General features: G+C 48.7%; 14 protein-coding genes. 8 read left to right on the top strand and 6 right to left on the bottom strand.

Going from position 1 to position 14869, the window contains the following annotated elements; translation table 11 throughout:
- The first annotated feature begins 142 nt into the window (after positions 1 to 142).
- From trpC to MINF_RS08955, 7 genes are all read left to right on the top strand, one after another.
- Entirely contained in the window at positions 143 to 991 is an 849-nt protein-coding gene (gene trpC, locus MINF_RS08985) for an indole-3-glycerol phosphate synthase TrpC (RefSeq protein ID WP_012464368.1), read from the top strand.
- Complete coding sequence (locus MINF_RS08980) at positions 988 to 1644, top strand: phosphoribosylanthranilate isomerase (protein ID WP_012464367.1); 657 nt, start codon at positions 988 to 990, stop codon at positions 1642 to 1644. Before trpC ends, MINF_RS08980 begins: the two co-directional genes overlap by 4 nt.
- Positions 1614 to 2852 carry a tryptophan synthase subunit beta gene (trpB, locus tag MINF_RS08975; protein ID WP_012464366.1) on the top strand — a complete coding sequence of 413 codons (1239 nt, stop codon included), beginning with the start codon at positions 1614 to 1616 and terminating at the stop codon, positions 2850 to 2852. The genes MINF_RS08980 and trpB overlap by 31 nt, the downstream gene beginning before the upstream one ends.
- Positions 2853 to 2936: 84 nt before the next feature.
- The gene (gene gmk / locus MINF_RS08970; protein ID WP_048810317.1) at positions 2937 to 3560 is read left to right on the top strand and encodes a guanylate kinase; all 624 of its coding nucleotides are present in this window, start codon (positions 2937 to 2939) and stop codon (positions 3558 to 3560) included.
- Positions 3561 to 3590: 30 nt separating this feature from the next.
- A complete protein-coding gene (locus tag MINF_RS08965; RefSeq protein WP_012464364.1) occupies positions 3591 to 4196 on the top strand; it encodes a flavoprotein in 606 nt (201 codons plus the stop codon).
- Positions 4180 to 4683: a 5-(carboxyamino)imidazole ribonucleotide mutase gene (gene purE, locus MINF_RS08960; RefSeq protein ID WP_012464363.1), complete on the top strand. Its 504-nt coding sequence runs from the start codon at positions 4180 to 4182 to the stop codon at positions 4681 to 4683. The genes MINF_RS08965 and purE overlap by 17 nt, the downstream gene beginning before the upstream one ends.
- Positions 4684 to 4689: 6 nt before the next feature.
- Complete coding sequence (locus MINF_RS08955) at positions 4690 to 5862, top strand: 5-(carboxyamino)imidazole ribonucleotide synthase (protein WP_012464362.1); 1173 nt, start codon at positions 4690 to 4692, stop codon at positions 5860 to 5862.
- 8 nt (positions 5863 to 5870) lie between these two features.
- Here MINF_RS08955 and thiS read toward each other — a convergent pair whose 3' ends face one another.
- The 5 genes from thiS to MINF_RS08930 all read right to left on the bottom strand — a co-directional run bounded on the left by thiS (position 5871) and on the right by MINF_RS08930 (position 13104).
- Complete coding sequence (gene thiS, locus MINF_RS08950; RefSeq protein ID WP_238523480.1) at positions 5871 to 6083, bottom strand: sulfur carrier protein ThiS; 213 nt, start codon at positions 6081 to 6083, stop codon at positions 5871 to 5873.
- Positions 6044 to 7195, bottom strand: coding sequence for a 2-iminoacetate synthase ThiH (thiH, locus tag MINF_RS08945; RefSeq protein WP_048810316.1), 1152 nt, complete (start codon positions 7193 to 7195; stop codon positions 6044 to 6046). The genes thiS and thiH overlap by 40 nt, the downstream gene beginning before the upstream one ends.
- Before the next feature lie 81 nt (positions 7196 to 7276).
- On the bottom strand, positions 7277 to 9757 hold the full coding sequence (locus MINF_RS08940) for a class I SAM-dependent methyltransferase (protein WP_012464359.1): 2481 nt from the start codon (positions 9755 to 9757) through the stop codon (positions 7277 to 7279).
- Between the two features lie 100 nt (positions 9758 to 9857).
- Positions 9858 to 10661: a hypothetical protein gene (locus MINF_RS08935; RefSeq protein ID WP_048810315.1), complete on the bottom strand. Its 804-nt coding sequence runs from the start codon at positions 10659 to 10661 to the stop codon at positions 9858 to 9860.
- Positions 10636 to 13104: a Lon protease family protein gene (locus MINF_RS08930; RefSeq protein WP_048810314.1), complete on the bottom strand. Its 2469-nt coding sequence runs from the start codon at positions 13102 to 13104 to the stop codon at positions 10636 to 10638. The genes MINF_RS08935 and MINF_RS08930 overlap by 26 nt, the downstream gene beginning before the upstream one ends.
- A gap of 95 nt (positions 13105 to 13199) precedes the next feature.
- Between MINF_RS08930 and MINF_RS08925 the strand changes: the two genes are divergently transcribed.
- Entirely contained in the window at positions 13200 to 13610 is a 411-nt protein-coding gene (locus MINF_RS08925) for a hypothetical protein (RefSeq protein ID WP_012464354.1), read from the top strand.
- A gap of 309 nt (positions 13611 to 13919) precedes the next feature.
- Here the strand turns inward: MINF_RS08925 and MINF_RS08920 are convergent, their stop codons facing one another.
- Entirely contained in the window at positions 13920 to 14849 is a 930-nt protein-coding gene (locus tag MINF_RS08920) for an RNA-guided endonuclease InsQ/TnpB family protein (protein ID WP_274377022.1), read from the bottom strand.
- Positions 14850 to 14869: the final 20 nt, after the last annotated feature.

Below are 14869 nucleotides of genomic sequence, written 5' to 3'. Positions count from 1 at the left end.
AATGGAAGTGGGGGTCATTAGGTTTTACTCCTAAAAAGGGAAATGTGTTTAAAAAAATATAATTTTTCTTCGGTTCTTTAAAATTTTCCCCATAATAGGAAACCTAAGAGAACTCTTAACTAGCTATTTTAAGGAAATCCCTATGAAAGGAAGTTTGAACTGGGTGGAAGAGGTTATCGCCGCAAAGAAAGAGGAAATCAAGAAGCTTCTGCCCCAGAGGGCAAAGATGGAAAAAGCCCTTTACAATAGCTCCATACCCAAGAGGGCTTTTGCGGCTGCTTTACGTCACAGGAAAAAAATGGGTTTGATTGCTGAATTTAAAAGGAATTCTCCTTCAGCAGGGGTTATCTCCTCATCGCAAGATCTAAAGCTGCAGGTATCGAAATACCAGCAGGGTGGGGCCGATTGTATCAGTGTTCTCACTGAAAACAAGTTTTTCAAGGGTTCACTAGAGGATCTCAAGAAAGCCAGGGAGGCGGTAACCCTTCCTATCCTTCGGAAGGATTTTATCATTCATGAACTGCAGGTGATTGAAAGCCTTCTTGGAGGGGCCGATGCCCTGCTGTTGATCGTGGCGATCCTTCCGGTGAGGGACTTTTTTAAGTTGTATGCCTTTTGCAAGGAATTGGGCATAGAGGCACTCGTAGAGGTGCATAACGAAGCTGAAATAGATCGGGCCTTGGAAGCGGGAGCTTCGCTCATCGGTATTAATAACAGGGATTTATATACTTTGCAGGTCGACCTCCGGGTGAGCCGGGGTCTTCTCCCCTTTATACCCGAAGAGACAATCGTGGTGAGCGAAAGTGGCATTAGCTCAAGCGATGACCTCTGTGACTTAAGGGTAAGGGGGGCGGATGCGGTCTTGGTAGGAGAATTTCTCATGAAGCAAGACAATCCCCAGAAAGCGATCGCCGATCTATTGTCCAGGTCTTTTTTATCCCGGGGAACGAGGAAAAGTACTTTTTTCAAGGGAACTTTTGGCTATCCATGAAAAGCCTTGATCAAGGTGGCTGCCATTCGAAGATCTGGGTTAAAATATGTGGGATAACCTCTTATGAAGATGGCCAACTGGCTATAGAACATGGAGCGGATGCCCTGGGATTTGTTTTTTATCCTAAAAGTCCACGCTATGTTCCCCTTGCCAAGGCTTCAAATCTTCTCAGCCGCTTCAATGTCCTGAAAGTAGCGGTGGTCGTCAATCCGTCCCTGGAAGAGATCGAAGTTTTGAAAAGGGAACTTCCTATCGATCTTTGGCAACTTCATGGAGAAGAATCCCCCGAGCTGGGCCAAGTTTTGCCTCAAGGAAAAATTATCAAGGCTCTAAGGCCTCCTTTTGAAATAAAAGCAAAGGAGTGGAGCCAATGCGTTTTTGCTTTTTTACTGGATTCTCCCTCCGAGAAATGGGGAGGGACGGGAAAAGCCTTTGATTGGAAAGAAGCTTGTCTTTTCAGCCGGCGATATTCCTATCCTTTTATCCTTGCCGGTGGACTGAACCCGGACAATATTCAAAAAGCCCTTTACGAAGTCGGACCGTTTGGGGTGGATGTTTCCAGCGGGATAGAAACCTACCCGGGAAAAAAAGACAAGAAGAAACTCATCGATTTTATCGAAAAATGCAAAAAACTCGATTCCCTTTCTCGTTAACTCTTCCCGATAGCTTGGGATATTACGGTCCCTATGGAGGACGGTTTGCTCCAGAGTCGCTCATGGAAGCTTTGTTGCAGCTCGAAGCCGAGTATCAAAAGGCTAAGGAAGATCCCCGGTTCAAAGAAGAACTCCAAGAGCTGCTTAAAAATTACGCCGGAAGGCCTACTCCACTCTATCATGCCAAAAGGCTTTCTTCCCTACTCGGAGATGTCAAGGTTTATCTCAAGAGGGAAGATCTGCTCCATACCGGGGCCCATAAAATTAACAATACGCTGGGCCAGGTGCTCTTGGCCAAGCGCATGGGCAAGAAAAGGGTGGTGGCCGAGACGGGAGCAGGACAGCATGGAGTGGCTACGGCAACGGCCTGCGCGCTCTTTGGATTGGAATGCACGATCTACATGGGGGAAGTCGACATGGAAAGACAAGCTCTCAACGTGAGCCGGATGAAAATGCTGGGGGCTCGAGTATGCCCTGTGAAGGTCGGACAGAGAACTTTAAAAGAAGCCATCAACGAGGGAATGAGGGATTGGGTGACCAACCTCAAAACCACCCATTACGTTCTTGGATCGGCCTTAGGACCGCATCCCTTCCCGATGATCGTCAGAGATTTTCAAAAAGTGATCGGTGAAGAATGCCGTGAGCAGTTTCTCGCTCAAGAAGGGAAGCTCCCTGACGTGGCCATAGCCTGTGTGGGGGGAGGGAGCAATGCCATAGGATTTTTCTATGGATTTCTGTCCGATCCGCAAGTTCGCCTCGTCGGCGTAGAAGCGGGTGGCAAGGGAGGAAGTCTTGGAGAACATGCGGCGCGTTTTGCTTCGGGCAAACTAGGGATATTCCACGGTACCAAGACATTTGTTCTCCAGGATGAAGATGGGCAGATCGCTTTGACCCATTCCATTTCAGCGGGACTGGATTATCCGGCGGTGGGTCCCGAACATGCCTTTTTGAGGGAAAAGCAAAGGGCCCTTTATACCAAGGTTTCAGACGAGGAAGCCTTGGAAGGATTTTTTCTCTTATCGAGAACCGAAGGGATATTGCCGGCCTTGGAAAGCGCTCATGCCTTGGCTTACTGCATAAAACTCGGCAAGGAGCTCCCGAAGGGAGCTATTGTGGCTGTAAACCTTTCAGGGAGGGGAGATAAGGATGTGAGCCAGCTCTCTGCCCTGCACGAAAACAACCCTGTCGGCAGAGAAGAGTCCCTGTAGCTGGCGAGCTTTTTTCTCCTGCAAAAAATGTTTTCCTATAAAGATTTTCTTTATTTTCCGCTTCAATTTTGAATATTTTTTTCAATGGAAAAGTTTTTTCGTCGAGAAGGAATCTTGTTTGTGATATCGGCCCCGTCGGGGGCGGGGAAAAGCACCCTTTGCTCCAATTTAAGGAAAACCCCTGATTTTATATTTTCCATCTCCTGTACGACTCGGCCCCCTCGAGTAGGGGAAGTTCATGGGGAGGATTATTTTTTTTTAACGGAAAAGGAATTCTTCCAAAAACTTTCGGCCCAGGAATTTCTTGAATATGCCCGCGTCCATGGGCATTATTATGGGACTCTAAAAAGTAGCGTGATATCCGCATTAAAGAATGGGACCGATGTGCTTTTAGACATCGATGTTCAAGGGGCCAGGCAGATTAGAGAAAACAAAGATCCATTGCTAAAGAATGCCCTGGTTGATGTCTTTATCATGCCCCCGACCCTCGAAGAACTGGAAAGAAGGTTGCGCAAAAGGGGGACAGAAACCGAGGAAGAACTTCGGCTGCGGCTTAAGACCGCCAGGGAAGAAATGAAGCTTTGGCCCGAATTTAAATATACCATACTCAGTGGTTCAATGGAGGAGGATTTAACGAAATTTCGGGCGATAATGCGAGCCGAGCGCTACCTGAGCCGAAGGCTCACGCTCGTAGAAGACCCCACTTAAAATCCCCCTATCCCCTTTAGGAAAGCAGATATGAACCGGGAAAAAGAAAACGATTCTTTTTCGATTCTCCTTGGGGTAAGTGGCTCCATTGCGGCCTTTAGGGCGGTGGAACTGGCCAGTGCTTTATCAAAAGAAGGATACCTTGTCGATACCGTTCTGACGCCTGCGGCAACCCAGTTTATAACCCCCCTTTCTTTTGAATGCGTGACCAAGAGAAAAGCCTATACCGATGCGATGTTCTCGGAGCTGCTTAATGGGAGTCCCCTGCACATAGAGCTGGCTCGCCGAGCCAGGCTTGTCCTTCTTGCTCCCGCTACGGCTGATCTCATAGCCCAGTATGCCCTTGGTCTTGCTCCTAATCTTCTTACCTCCCTTTTGCTGGCTACCCTTTGCCCGGTATGGATCGCTCCTGCCATGAATGTCGCCATGTGGCATCATCCCGCCGTGCAGAAGAATGTCCAGCTATTGAAAGAACGGGGGGTAGTGTTTATTGGCCCCGATGAAGGAGAGCTTGCCTGTGGAGATAGGGGTAAAGGCAGGTTGTGGCCTGTGGAAGGCATCTTTTCGAAAATAATCAGCCATTTTCCTTTGGGCGACTCGCAAAGAAAGAGGTTGCAAAATGAATCCCGAACCTAAAAAAGATAAACTTCCCGTTGTGGGCATTGTAATGGGCAGCCGTTCGGATTGGCAGACCATGAAAGCTTGTGCCGATGTTCTTGATGAATTCGCCGTTGATTATGAAAAAAGAATCATCTCCGCCCACCGGACGCCCGAGCTTTTAAGAGAATACGGGATGAAGGCGGTTGCAAGGGGACTTCGAGTCATTATTGCCGGGGCCGGGGGAGCAGCCCATCTTCCCGGAATGATGGCTTCCTATACCCCGCTGCCCGTCCTTGGAGTACCTGTGGAAAGCAAGGTGCTGCGGGGAATGGATTCCCTGCTTTCTATCGTGCAGATGCCCTTTGGGATACCTGTAGGTTGCTTGGCCATCGGGGAAAGTGGAGCTAAAAATGCCGCCCTGCTGGCTGTAGCTATATTGGCGATCGGGGACAAGGAGTTGGCTAAGAAGTTGGAGACTTTCAGGATAGCCCAAACGCAAAAAGTCCTTAACGAGACGTTGTAAGAAGTCATGAAAGAAATTTTGCCCGGTTCCACCATAGGGATCCTCGGCGGAGGCCAGTTGGGAAGGATGACGGCCATGGAAGCCAGAAGATTAGGATATGACGTCGAGGTCTATGATCCTGATCCTTTATGTCCGGCTGCAGGCCTATCCAGTCGGCACTGGAGCTATTCCTACGAGGATCTTGATCGATTAAAAGCATTTGCCCGCTCGGTCGATATTCTGACTTACGAATTTGAAAATATTCCCAGCGCATCGGTAAAGGAACTTGAAGAAAACTCCCTCGTTTGTCCTTCGGCGGCCGTCCTGGCCATCAGCCAGGATAGGGTCAAGGAAAAGCAGTTTTTAGCCCAAAACGGCTTTCCGGTGGCCCCCTTTAGGGTAGTGCGTACCCTGGCCGAATTGACCGCTTCAGCCGTTGAGCTGGGATTGCCGGTCGTATTGAAAACCGTGCAACTGGGTTACGATGGTAAAGGACAGGTGCCGCTCGATACGATCGAGGATTGCCGGTGGGGATGGAAAGAACTGGGTGAACCGAAGCTGGCCATCGTCGAAAAAAAAATCAACCTTTTGTCCGAGTTTTCCGTGATCCTGGCTTTAGGCTATGAAAGGAATTTTTCTTTTTTACCTATTCCTAGAAATTATCATCGAAAGGGAATTTTAGATTACTCGATCGTTCCCTCTGGCTTAGGCAAAGAGGTTGAAGAAGCGGCGAAAGAAATCGCCCTGGAAATCGCTTTAGCCTTGGGGGTCGTAGGACTTTTAACGGTGGAGTTTTTTCTTGCGGAAAACCAACAAATCCTCGTTAATGAGCTGGCTCCAAGACCCCATAATTCCGGTCATTTTAGCCTGGATAGCTGCATAACCAGCCAGTTTGAACAGTTAATAAGGGCTATCTGCAAGCTTCCCCTGGGGCAGCCGACTTTAAAAGGTCCCGTGCTCATGCGTAACTTGCTTGGAGATCTTTGGCGGGACGGTCGGCCGCCCAATTGGCCCGAGCTGTTGAAGATTCCAGGTCTCAAGCTCCATCTTTACGCTAAAAAGTATCCACGGGCGGGAAGAAAGATGGGCCATTATAGCCTTCAGGGCGAGGACCTGAAAGCTGTTCTGGCCTTGGATAAGCAAGCCCAGAAAATCCTGCAAGAAGACCTTGAGCCAAGTAGAACGGAAAGAAACGGCTGAAAAAAAGGTTATCCTCCCGCCGTGACCTGCACTAGTTCGATCTTGTCCTTGTCTTTTAAAACGATACTGCCGTACTCCTTTTTTAAAAGGGCCGTTTTGTTCATTTCGACAAAAACGGCATTGGGATCGAGGTTCAGCTCTTTAAGAAGCATAAGAACAGAAGTATTTTCAGCCACGGACATCACTTTTCCGTTAACCGTAATTTGAACCTGTTTAGACATGTTTCCCAATCCTTCCATACCGGTTCATAGCCCATGGATTTCAAGAGGGCCGCAATTTGGTCGGGGGATCTCCTATCGCTGATTTCGAACTGTTCGGTAGCTTTAGCCCCGTTTTTTTCGTTTTCATCAAGACGGATTTCCTTGCCTTTAAGCCGCCTATGCAAAGAATGGGTTCCCGCATCGGTGTATCCTCCGGGTTCTGTTTTGGAACCCGCGCTCATCGCCGTTATTCCAAAAGGAATTAATTTTTCCCTGAAATGAGGTTGTTCCCTCGTCGAAAGAACGATGCCTACCTGGGGAAAAGTAATCCGGAAGGCACAGAGGAAATGGAAGAGGTCCCTGTCTTCCATGGGGTAAGGGGGAGTGAATCCGCCGGCTGCCGGGCGCAAACGCGGAAGGGAGACGGTAATAGTAGCCCGCCAGCATTTTTTTAGAAGGTAGGCCGTATGGGCGGCCAAGCTTAAAGCTTCTTCCCTCCATGGAGCTAGGCCGAAAAGCGCACCTATGCCTAAGCGGCGTGCTCCTGCGGCATAGGCTCGCTCGGCGGATTCCAATCTCCAGAAAAAATCTTTTTTAGGACCAAAAAGGTGGTAGAGCTTGTACAGATCGAAATTATAAGTTTCCTGGTAGACGACAACCCCTTCGGCCCCGGCGTTGACGACCCTTTCGTAATCCGCTGTTTCCATGGGAGCAACCTCTATGGAGATAGAGGGAAAAAGGGGGCGTATTTTATCGATGCAACTTTCCAGGTAGCCTAGAGAGACAAATTTCGGGTGTTCCCCGGCGACGAGCAGAATCGATCGAAAGCCTTGGTTCCAGAGATAAGAGGCTTCTTGGTACACCTCTTCGGGGCTGAGTGTCAATCTTAGGATCGGGTTTTCCCTAGAAAATCCACAGTAAACGCAGCTGTTAATGCACTCGTTAGAAAGATAAAGAGGGGCATAAAGCCGAAGAGTTTTGCCGAAGTAAAGTTGGGTGAGCCTGCGAGCTTCATGGGCTAAGCAATCGAGCTCCCTATCGTTTTTAGGAGCAATCAGTGCCGAAAACTTCGATAAAAGCCGGCTGTCGGCATGGCTGTAAAAAGGGAGTTTTTCGAGACCGGAACCTGTCATGGGATTCGGTAAATAAACTAACATTAAAATCGACTAAAGCAAGGGGCCGGTAGCGGTCCGGGTTGGCAAAAGTAAAGGGATTTAACTTTTTTTCTCCTCGGCGAGCCGGGGTTTTTCAAGAACAACCACGGTCGGGGTTGACGGCGGCGGGGCTGCTGGTTGGGAAGGGAGAAGCCTAAAGCCGCATTCCTTGAGTACTTCTAAAATTTGCATGGCTAGGGAAGAGGGAGAACCGTTTTGGGAGGTTAGATCGGTAGGTAAAGGGGATGGACACTGGACTTGGGCTTCGTTGGACGGTTCCTTGGAAGAAACGCCAAGAAGAGAAAAAGAGAGGAGAAATTGAGCTTGGGGCTTCAGTCTTTCGAATATCCCCTCAAAGGGCTCTTTATCTTGGAGAGAAAAATTTTCAGGAAGAAGTCCTAGAACAAGGTCGAAATATTCTTTAGGGAAAGAAGCAAGCTTTTGGGGATCAAAATCGGTGAAGAATTCGGTAGTAGAGCTTGGGGATAGAACTTCCCGGATCGCTTGGATCGGCCCTAGGAGAAGAATGCGTCTATTCTCAAGCTTTACGGCAGCTTCTCGAAGGGAAGATGTAGGCAAGCCTAGGGCCTGGATAAGAGTTTTACCGAGCTCTATTTCGGGCTCCTTGGAACGGCAGTAGGGACAAAGAATAGGGTCCGGAGGTGTTTTTTCGCTTGATTGAAGAGGGAGTTCCTTGCCGCAGACCGTGCAAATCCTTGTTGGACGCGGTTCTTTAAGCATAAGGTTGGGACGTATCCGGGAGCTGATTTTAAGAATAGGTCGGCTTAATCTTCCCTCTTTCCTTCCCTGGATAAGGAAGTGGGAAAGGGGGTTTAAGTTTTGCTCGGCGACTTCTGGATATTGTTCCAGGTAATACTGGATATCAAAGTAGGGACTGGGATTCCTACGGTTTAAAGCTCCCTTTTCAATGAAATGAATAAGAGGATTTATCTTTTGTTGGACTACCTCGGGATTTTGTTTTACATAATAAGCGGTGTCAAAATAGGGATTGGGATTGAGGTCGGCAATGTAGCCTTCCCTGAAATAATGGCGTAAGGCTTCCTCTCTCGATACATCGGGTGCTTGAAGGATATAAAAATCCGGGTCAAAGAGATTGAGTTCGAGGACCTTTTCAAAAAGCTTGTTTTCTTCCCTAGCCTTGGGACTAAAAAGGCAGGCGAAGAAAGAATTTTTCTTTGCGCTCTTTTTATAGGATTTGTATTGCTGTTCTAACCTCTTGGCATCCAGGCAGTTTATCCTTCGGATTTCTTCTATCAACCGGTTTTGATAGGTGTGAAATTCCTTTTCTAAGTTGGCTAAATTCAGTTGAACCTTTTTTAAGTTTTCTGAAGCATCAAAGCCGGAAGGTTCTTTTTCTACAACGACACGAAGCTTTTCTACGGCGGAAGTGTCTTGGGTCGGCTTCAGCGGGTTTTCTAAAACTGTCTTTTCAGCACAAGCGGCAGCCTTGCTTTTATTTTTTTCTTCTTCTTCTTTGCGCAGAAGATCTTCTTTTTCTTTTTCAACCTGCCTGAGCTGGTTGGTTAAAGAAGCGACGAGAGCTTGTTCTTCCTCCCATTTTTCCTTTACGAGGGCCAGGAGGGAAAGAGGATCGGCAGATTGATCGGGAGAGACTTTGAAGAGCTGGCCTAGATCCCGGTAAAATTCCTTTTCTTTGTCCTCAAGCTGCTGGAGGCGGGCAAAAAAATCGGCCGCTTCTTTTTCTTTTTCTTTTAACTGCAGGCTTAAAAGGGCGCTTTCTTGGAGTTTTTCTTCAAGCTCTCTTATCTTGGAAAGAAGGCTTTCTTTTTCTTTTCTGAGTTTTTCGTTTTTCGCCAGAGAAGCGACTCCTTCTCCCAGGCGCAAAAAGAAGGAACGGACGATATCGGTCTCTTCTTTTTCTAAGCTTAACAAAGCTTTCAGGGAAGGATGAATATCTTTGCCCACCGCAAGCACTCCCAGTCCATGGCCGTGGAGAAAGTTAAAGTGAGGGTAGGACTCCTTGATTTCTTCCCAGTAAAGCCAGCTTCCGAATTCTTTTTCCCGGGCGTTCGTCCCATGGATGAGGATTATTCCCCTGTCGGTCATTTTGGGAAGCCATTTTTCGAAATTATGCCGGACGGAGGGATAGGTTGAAGATCCATCGATGTGGAGGAGATCGATGGAACTATCTTTAAAGTAATCCAGCGCCTCATCGAAGCTAAAAGAAAGCAATTTTGAAAAAGAACCATACCGGGGATAATGGTAAGATTCGAGTTCTTCGAACTGCTCCCTACTCAGCGGAGGGGTTGTTTCGTCTCCCTTCCAATGATCGATGCCATAACAGGCTGTGGGATAATGGAGGTATTTTACAGCCTGGCAGAAGGCACAGTAAGAATCGGCCTTGTAAACCCCAAGCTCGACAAAAATTTGGGGCTGAACGGCCGCCGTAATCCAGAATGCAAAAGGAATATGTCCGTGCCAGAGGGACTCAGGGTTCAACCTTTCCGGATAGAGGGATAAAATGGGATGACAAAAGGGAGTGAGACCTTCAGGATTCATGGAAAAATTTCCTTATTTTTTTAACAAGCTCAACCTATCCTTGCAAGAATTAAGATTAATGAAAAGGGAATATCAGCTAAAGCATTTTAGCTGGGTAGCCTTAAGGAGATAATAAAACCGGACAGCTCAATAAGCGCATCAGGACTTTTAATCTTTCTTTGGGCAAGCTTAAGTTTTTCAGGGAAAAAAATAAAAGACCTATTTTTTCCTTGTGGATAAGAGAGCCGATCACCGTGGGCTCTTTCCTCACCCCTTGAATAAGGGACAGCTTGGGAATGCCTTCCGTCATGGTTTCGACAAGGCGGCTTTGAGCCGCTTCAAGAGGCTTGTTTAATGCAAAGATTGTCAAGGCCGCGGAGAATTTTTCTGCAATCCCCGCCGATAGCCTAAGAATAGGGAGGAAATCCTTGGAAGGATCGAGCAGCAACCCAAAAGGAGATTGGAGTTGCTTTTCGGAAGGAAGGAAAAGGATGGGTTTCTGGACCTCTTCAAGTAAACGACACAAAGGATCGTCAAAGAAAGGTAAAAAATTAGAAAATTGACCTTTTGCGGAAACCACAAGAAGGTCACATTTTTTTGCCGCTTCGAGTAGTTCCATCCAGAGGATTCCACGGGAAACCTGGAATGACCATGAAACATGGAGCTTGTGGGCTGCATGGGACAATCTTTCCTCCATCTGGGCAGCCAGCGTACGGAATCTTCTTAGCAGGGATTCGGGCTCTATCGATCTTGTGAGGGTCGAATGAATCTCGGTTTCACAGGCAAAGGGAAGGTTGCTGAGCCGTAAAAGGTTGACATCTTCGACGAAAAGCCCCAGTAGCTCGGCTTCCAGCTTTGCTGCTAGTAATGCCGCATTGCTGATCGAAACGGTCAGATTCTCAAAGAGAAGAATTTTGCTTATCATTATTTCCTTCCTGGGATTCAACGGCCGCTTTCGGAAGAGAGGAGGCGAATTTTTGAGCGCGACGGGCGAATTGAGAGAGCTTTTCTTCAACTTTTCCATTAAGGCTCGAGGGAGGATATTTCCCATCCGGTCCCCTTTCCCCGGCGGGGATCCCGGTAAGGATTTCCATCGCCTCGTCGATCGTTTTGACCGAATATATTTTAAAGAGTCCCTTTTCTACAGCTTCCAGGACCTCCTCCTTGAGTACGAGATGTTGGAGGTTGGACTGGGGAATGATCACCCCGGATCGTTCATTGAGTCCTCGAGAAGAACAGATATCAAAAAAGCCTTCAATCTTTTCGTTGACTCCTCCAATAGCCTGGATTTCTCCGAGTTGATTAATCGAGCCGGTGATGGCGATCGATTGCCATAGGGGTTGTTCGGAAAGGGCGGAGAGCAAGGCACAGAGTTCCGCAGCCGAAGCGCTGTCTCCTTCCACAACCGAGTAAGACTGTTCGAAAGCCAAGGAGGCACTCAAAGAAAGAGGCTCATCGGGAAGATACCTGCCCGCCAGGAAGCCCGAAAGGATCAAGACCCCTTTGGAATGGATAGGTCCACTTAACTTAACTTCTCTTTCGATATCCACGACATGTCCGTTGCCAAACCGCACCCGAGCGGTTATTTTTGTCGGATAGCCGAAGAGGAAATTGCCCATGTCGACGACGACAAGCCCGTTCACCTGCCCGACTTTGCTCCCTTCGGTTTCAACGAGCAGGATTTGCCTCAAAATCGATTCTTTAATTTTTTCCTGCACCCTGTTTATCCGGTTGGAATAAGATACGATGGCGGTTTGAACGTGCCTGGCGGTAATTGTTGGCGCCTTTTCTTTTTTTCTCCAGTAATCGCTTTCTTCAAGCAGCTCGAGTATTCTTCCCCTTTGCAGGGAGAATTTTTTGGAGTCCTGGGAAAGCCTTAGGCTCTGCTTTAGGATTAGCCGCAAGGCCGATTTATCCAGGGGGCCGATGCCGTGGTGGCGGCAAAGGGAAGCAATGAGCTGGCAGTAGGGAAGAAGGTTTTGAGGGTGAGCGTCGAATTCTTCGCTGAAATCCACGCTTACTTTAAAGAGATCTTTGAATTCGGGATCGAATTGATAGAGCAGGTAGTAGATCAGCCGATCTCCCACGAGGATCACTTTGAGGTCGAGAGGAATGGGTTGGGGCTCTAGAGAAACCGTGCTGATTAATCCTAAAGCTTCACCCAGGGGTTCTATCTTGATCTGCCTCGTGCGCAGGGCTCTTTTGAGTCCTTCCCAGGAGAAGGGATGGGAAAGAACCCGCAAGGCATCAAGGATAAGGTAGCCTCCGTTTGAACGGTGCAAGGCTCCAGGCCGAATCAGGGAAAAATCGGTAACCAAGGCTCCCATCTGGGCTATGTGTTCGATCCTTCCCACGATGTTGACGAAGGTGGGATTATCTTCAAAGACGATCGGCTGACCCTGCAACTGGGAATTGTCCACGATAACGTTGACTTTATAACGTTTAAGCAAGGCTTCCAAGGGTTCTCTGCCGATCGTTCCCATTCCGGGCAAGGGCGGCATTTCAGTCTCCCTTGGAGAGCGAAAACTCTCGGCATTTTTTAAAACATCTTTTTGAATCTCTTCCAGGTGCTTAAGTACCTCTTCACTGTTTTTGTATTTCGATTTGAGCTCTTCGAGGAGACCCGATACAACTCCCTGGATGTAACTGCGGTTGAGTTCCCTGAGCTTGTTTTGGGCTTCTTTTCGCCACTTTGGAATCTGCCTGAGAATGGCCGTCAGTTCTTCTTGGAGTAAACGAATCGCCGTCTCTATCCTCTTTTTTTCTTCCTCGGGCAATGCATTGTATCTTTCGGGATCGAGGACCTCCCCGTTCTTAAAGGGAGCAAAGGCGATTCCTGCGGGTGTTTGCAGAAGGGCTATTCCTTCTTTTTGGGCTTTTTCCCTGAGTCGGCTAAGAGCCTCTTCTCTCCTGTCTATGAACTCCTGTTCTATTTCCTGGGCCCTGGTTTTATATTCATCGCTTTCGAAAATAGCAGGAATTCCAATCTTGAGATCGTCGACAAGCCTAGCCATGTCTTCAGAAAATTCCGAAGCTTTCCCCGCGGGGAACGAGAGGGCCTTGGGCTTGTTTTCCTCTTCAAAATTAAAAACATAACACCACTCAAGGGGAGTGGGGCCCCGAGCGGCCTTTTCCTTCAATACCCTTTCCAGGAATGTCCTTTTGCCGATTCCCGGGGGACCCATGACGAAAAAATTGTAGCCCGGTTTTAAAATGGAAAGGCCAAAGTCGAAGGCCTCTCCCGCTCTTTGTTGACCGACAAAATAATCGGTTCCTAGAGGAATTTCATCGGTAGTGTTATAGGGAATGTCATGGAAATCCAAGGGAATTTCAATCTGCTGCCTGGACAACGGGATGGGGGAAGTCATAAAGTCTTTTTGTCAACAGGGTAAAATTAGCAATAAGGATGTTTTTTTTGCGCTTTTTTTCTTGTTTATAGTTTTCTTTTTCATTACTAAGAACCATGCTAAAATCAAGAGAAATAAGAAGAGCTGGTTATTTCTTTTTGGGTTTTTTCCTTTTTTGTTCTCCCCTTCTTGCCAAAACGGAGTATTTTGCTTCCCCTAAGCCTCAGTGGCATAAAGCGGGAAATCAAAAGGCAAAACCGGAAACGATCAATATCGTTGTTGATGGGGGCAAAGTCCCCGTGGATGTGTGGGTGGATTCTGTCCCTTCCTATCCTTACCGGATCTTGGGCCTGATAGAAACAAACAGGCAAAGAAAACATGCGGCAAGGGTGGCCGTTGAACATGGGGCAAACGGTATTGTTTTGCTCAAGCGCGAAGAAATTCCCTATGTTCCCCGCTGGGTGGGAAGGCATCGTGGCACCCTGCGCTTCAGTGAATTTCGTTACTGGTGGGCGATCAAAAGGTAACCGATCTCATCTTGGGTCGCCCTCCCATGCCCCAGGTCAACTTTTCAAGATGTTTGGCTATCTAAAAGCCGCGGTATTAGCTGGCAAAAAGCCGAGCTAGAACCGAAGCGGGAAGGGGATCGGCTTCCCATAAAGCTATCGCTTTGTCTCTACCCCTGCTGGGAGTGTCTTCTCCAGAGCTTTACAGTTGGAATCTAACTAAAAATATTCAATTGGGGAAAAAAATTTTCCTTCTTTAGCTCATCCCTCGCTGTTCTTTTTTTAGAATAATCCACTTCAAGGAGCCGTGGAAGAAAGACAAGCCTGCTATCAAAAACGTGCGCAAAGGTGCGCACTGTTCTCTTCCTGCCCCGATTCCTCAACGGAATCGTCTCTGACAGGCGTAACTTTCCCGACTACGGCAGAGACCATCTCTGCCGCAGCGCCGCTGTTACCAGACGGACTCGCCACGGGTAGGGCAGTTGCGGTTGCCAGCCGTTTGAGGTTGAGCGCCGCGTTGAAGTCGCGGTCGTGGCGCGCGCCGCACTCGGGACACGTCCAGCTCCGATCCTTGAGCGTCAGCGCCTCGTTCTTCCACCCGCAAACCGAACACAGGCGACTGCTCGGATACCAGCGATCGGCGATGATGAGCCGCGTGCCGTAGCGCCTCGCCTTGTACTCGATCTGCTCGCGAAACATCCCCAAGCCCACGTCGCTGATGGCACGGGCCAGTCGGTCGTTTGCCAACATGCCTTTGACGTGCAAATCCTCGATCACCACCGCTTGGTTTTTACGGCAGAGCCGGGTCGTGAGCTTGTGGGTGAAATCCGCTCTGACATTGGCAACGCGGGCGTGCAGCCTTGCCAATGTCGCAGCAGACTTCCTGCGGTTGTTGGAGACGGGAAGTTTGGTGCCTTTGGGCAGACGAGCTTGAGGAGCAAATCCGGCGGCAACCTTGGCGGCTTCGATCTTGCGGCTTAAGCGTCGGCTACGGATTCTCAATCGGCGCAGAGCGGCTTTCAACGGTCTGGGAGCATCAATCGCTTCGCCACTTGAGAGGGTGGCTGCTGCTTTGACGCCAAAGTCAAGGCCCACAACACCATCGCCCGTGCGGCGGCGATGGAATATGCGGTCTGGCACTTCGACCTGAATCGCCACAAACCAGCGATCCGCCGTGCGAGAGACGGTGGCGCCGAGAATCTTGCCCTCAAAGCGCAGCGCCTCGGCCATGGCGACTTCGCCCACTTTGGGCAGGCGAATCGTCTTACCGCTGACCCGAA

The sequence above is a fragment of the Methylacidiphilum infernorum V4 genome (assembly GCF_000019665.1).
GTDB classification, from domain to species: domain Bacteria; phylum Verrucomicrobiota; class Verrucomicrobiia; order Methylacidiphilales; family Methylacidiphilaceae; genus Methylacidiphilum; species Methylacidiphilum infernorum.
Note: the sequence above shows the minus strand (reverse complement) of the source record. Positions and strands in the feature narration are given on the sequence as shown.

What these genes read in the sequence shown, in the direction of transcription:
- MINF_RS08935 (WP_048810315.1), bottom strand. Translation starts at nt 10,661, where the DNA reads ATGATAAGCAAAATTCTTCTCTTTGAGAATCTGACCGTTTCGATCAGC.
- MINF_RS08965 (WP_012464364.1), top strand. Translation starts at nt 3,591, where the DNA reads ATGAACCGGGAAAAAGAAAACGATTCTTTTTCGATTCTCCTTGGGGTA.
- trpB (WP_012464366.1), top strand. Translation starts at nt 1,614, where the DNA reads ATGCAAAAAACTCGATTCCCTTTCTCGTTAACTCTTCCCGATAGCTTG.
- MINF_RS08925 (WP_012464354.1), top strand. Translation starts at nt 13,200, where the DNA reads ATGCTAAAATCAAGAGAAATAAGAAGAGCTGGTTATTTCTTTTTGGGT.
- trpC (WP_012464368.1), top strand. Translation starts at nt 143, where the DNA reads ATGAAAGGAAGTTTGAACTGGGTGGAAGAGGTTATCGCCGCAAAGAAA.
- gmk (WP_048810317.1), top strand. Translation starts at nt 2,937, where the DNA reads ATGGAAAAGTTTTTTCGTCGAGAAGGAATCTTGTTTGTGATATCGGCC.
- MINF_RS08930 (WP_048810314.1), bottom strand. Translation starts at nt 13,104, where the DNA reads ATGACTTCCCCCATCCCGTTGTCCAGGCAGCAGATTGAAATTCCCTTG.
- thiS (WP_238523480.1), bottom strand. Translation starts at nt 6,083, where the DNA reads ATGTCTAAACAGGTTCAAATTACGGTTAACGGAAAAGTGATGTCCGTG.
- purE (WP_012464363.1), top strand. Translation starts at nt 4,180, where the DNA reads ATGAATCCCGAACCTAAAAAAGATAAACTTCCCGTTGTGGGCATTGTA.
- MINF_RS08940 (WP_012464359.1), bottom strand. Translation starts at nt 9,757, where the DNA reads ATGAATCCTGAAGGTCTCACTCCCTTTTGTCATCCCATTTTATCCCTC.
- MINF_RS08955 (WP_012464362.1), top strand. Translation starts at nt 4,690, where the DNA reads ATGAAAGAAATTTTGCCCGGTTCCACCATAGGGATCCTCGGCGGAGGC.
- MINF_RS08980 (WP_012464367.1), top strand. Translation starts at nt 988, where the DNA reads ATGAAAAGCCTTGATCAAGGTGGCTGCCATTCGAAGATCTGGGTTAAA.
- thiH (WP_048810316.1), bottom strand. Translation starts at nt 7,195, where the DNA reads ATGACAGGTTCCGGTCTCGAAAAACTCCCTTTTTACAGCCATGCCGAC.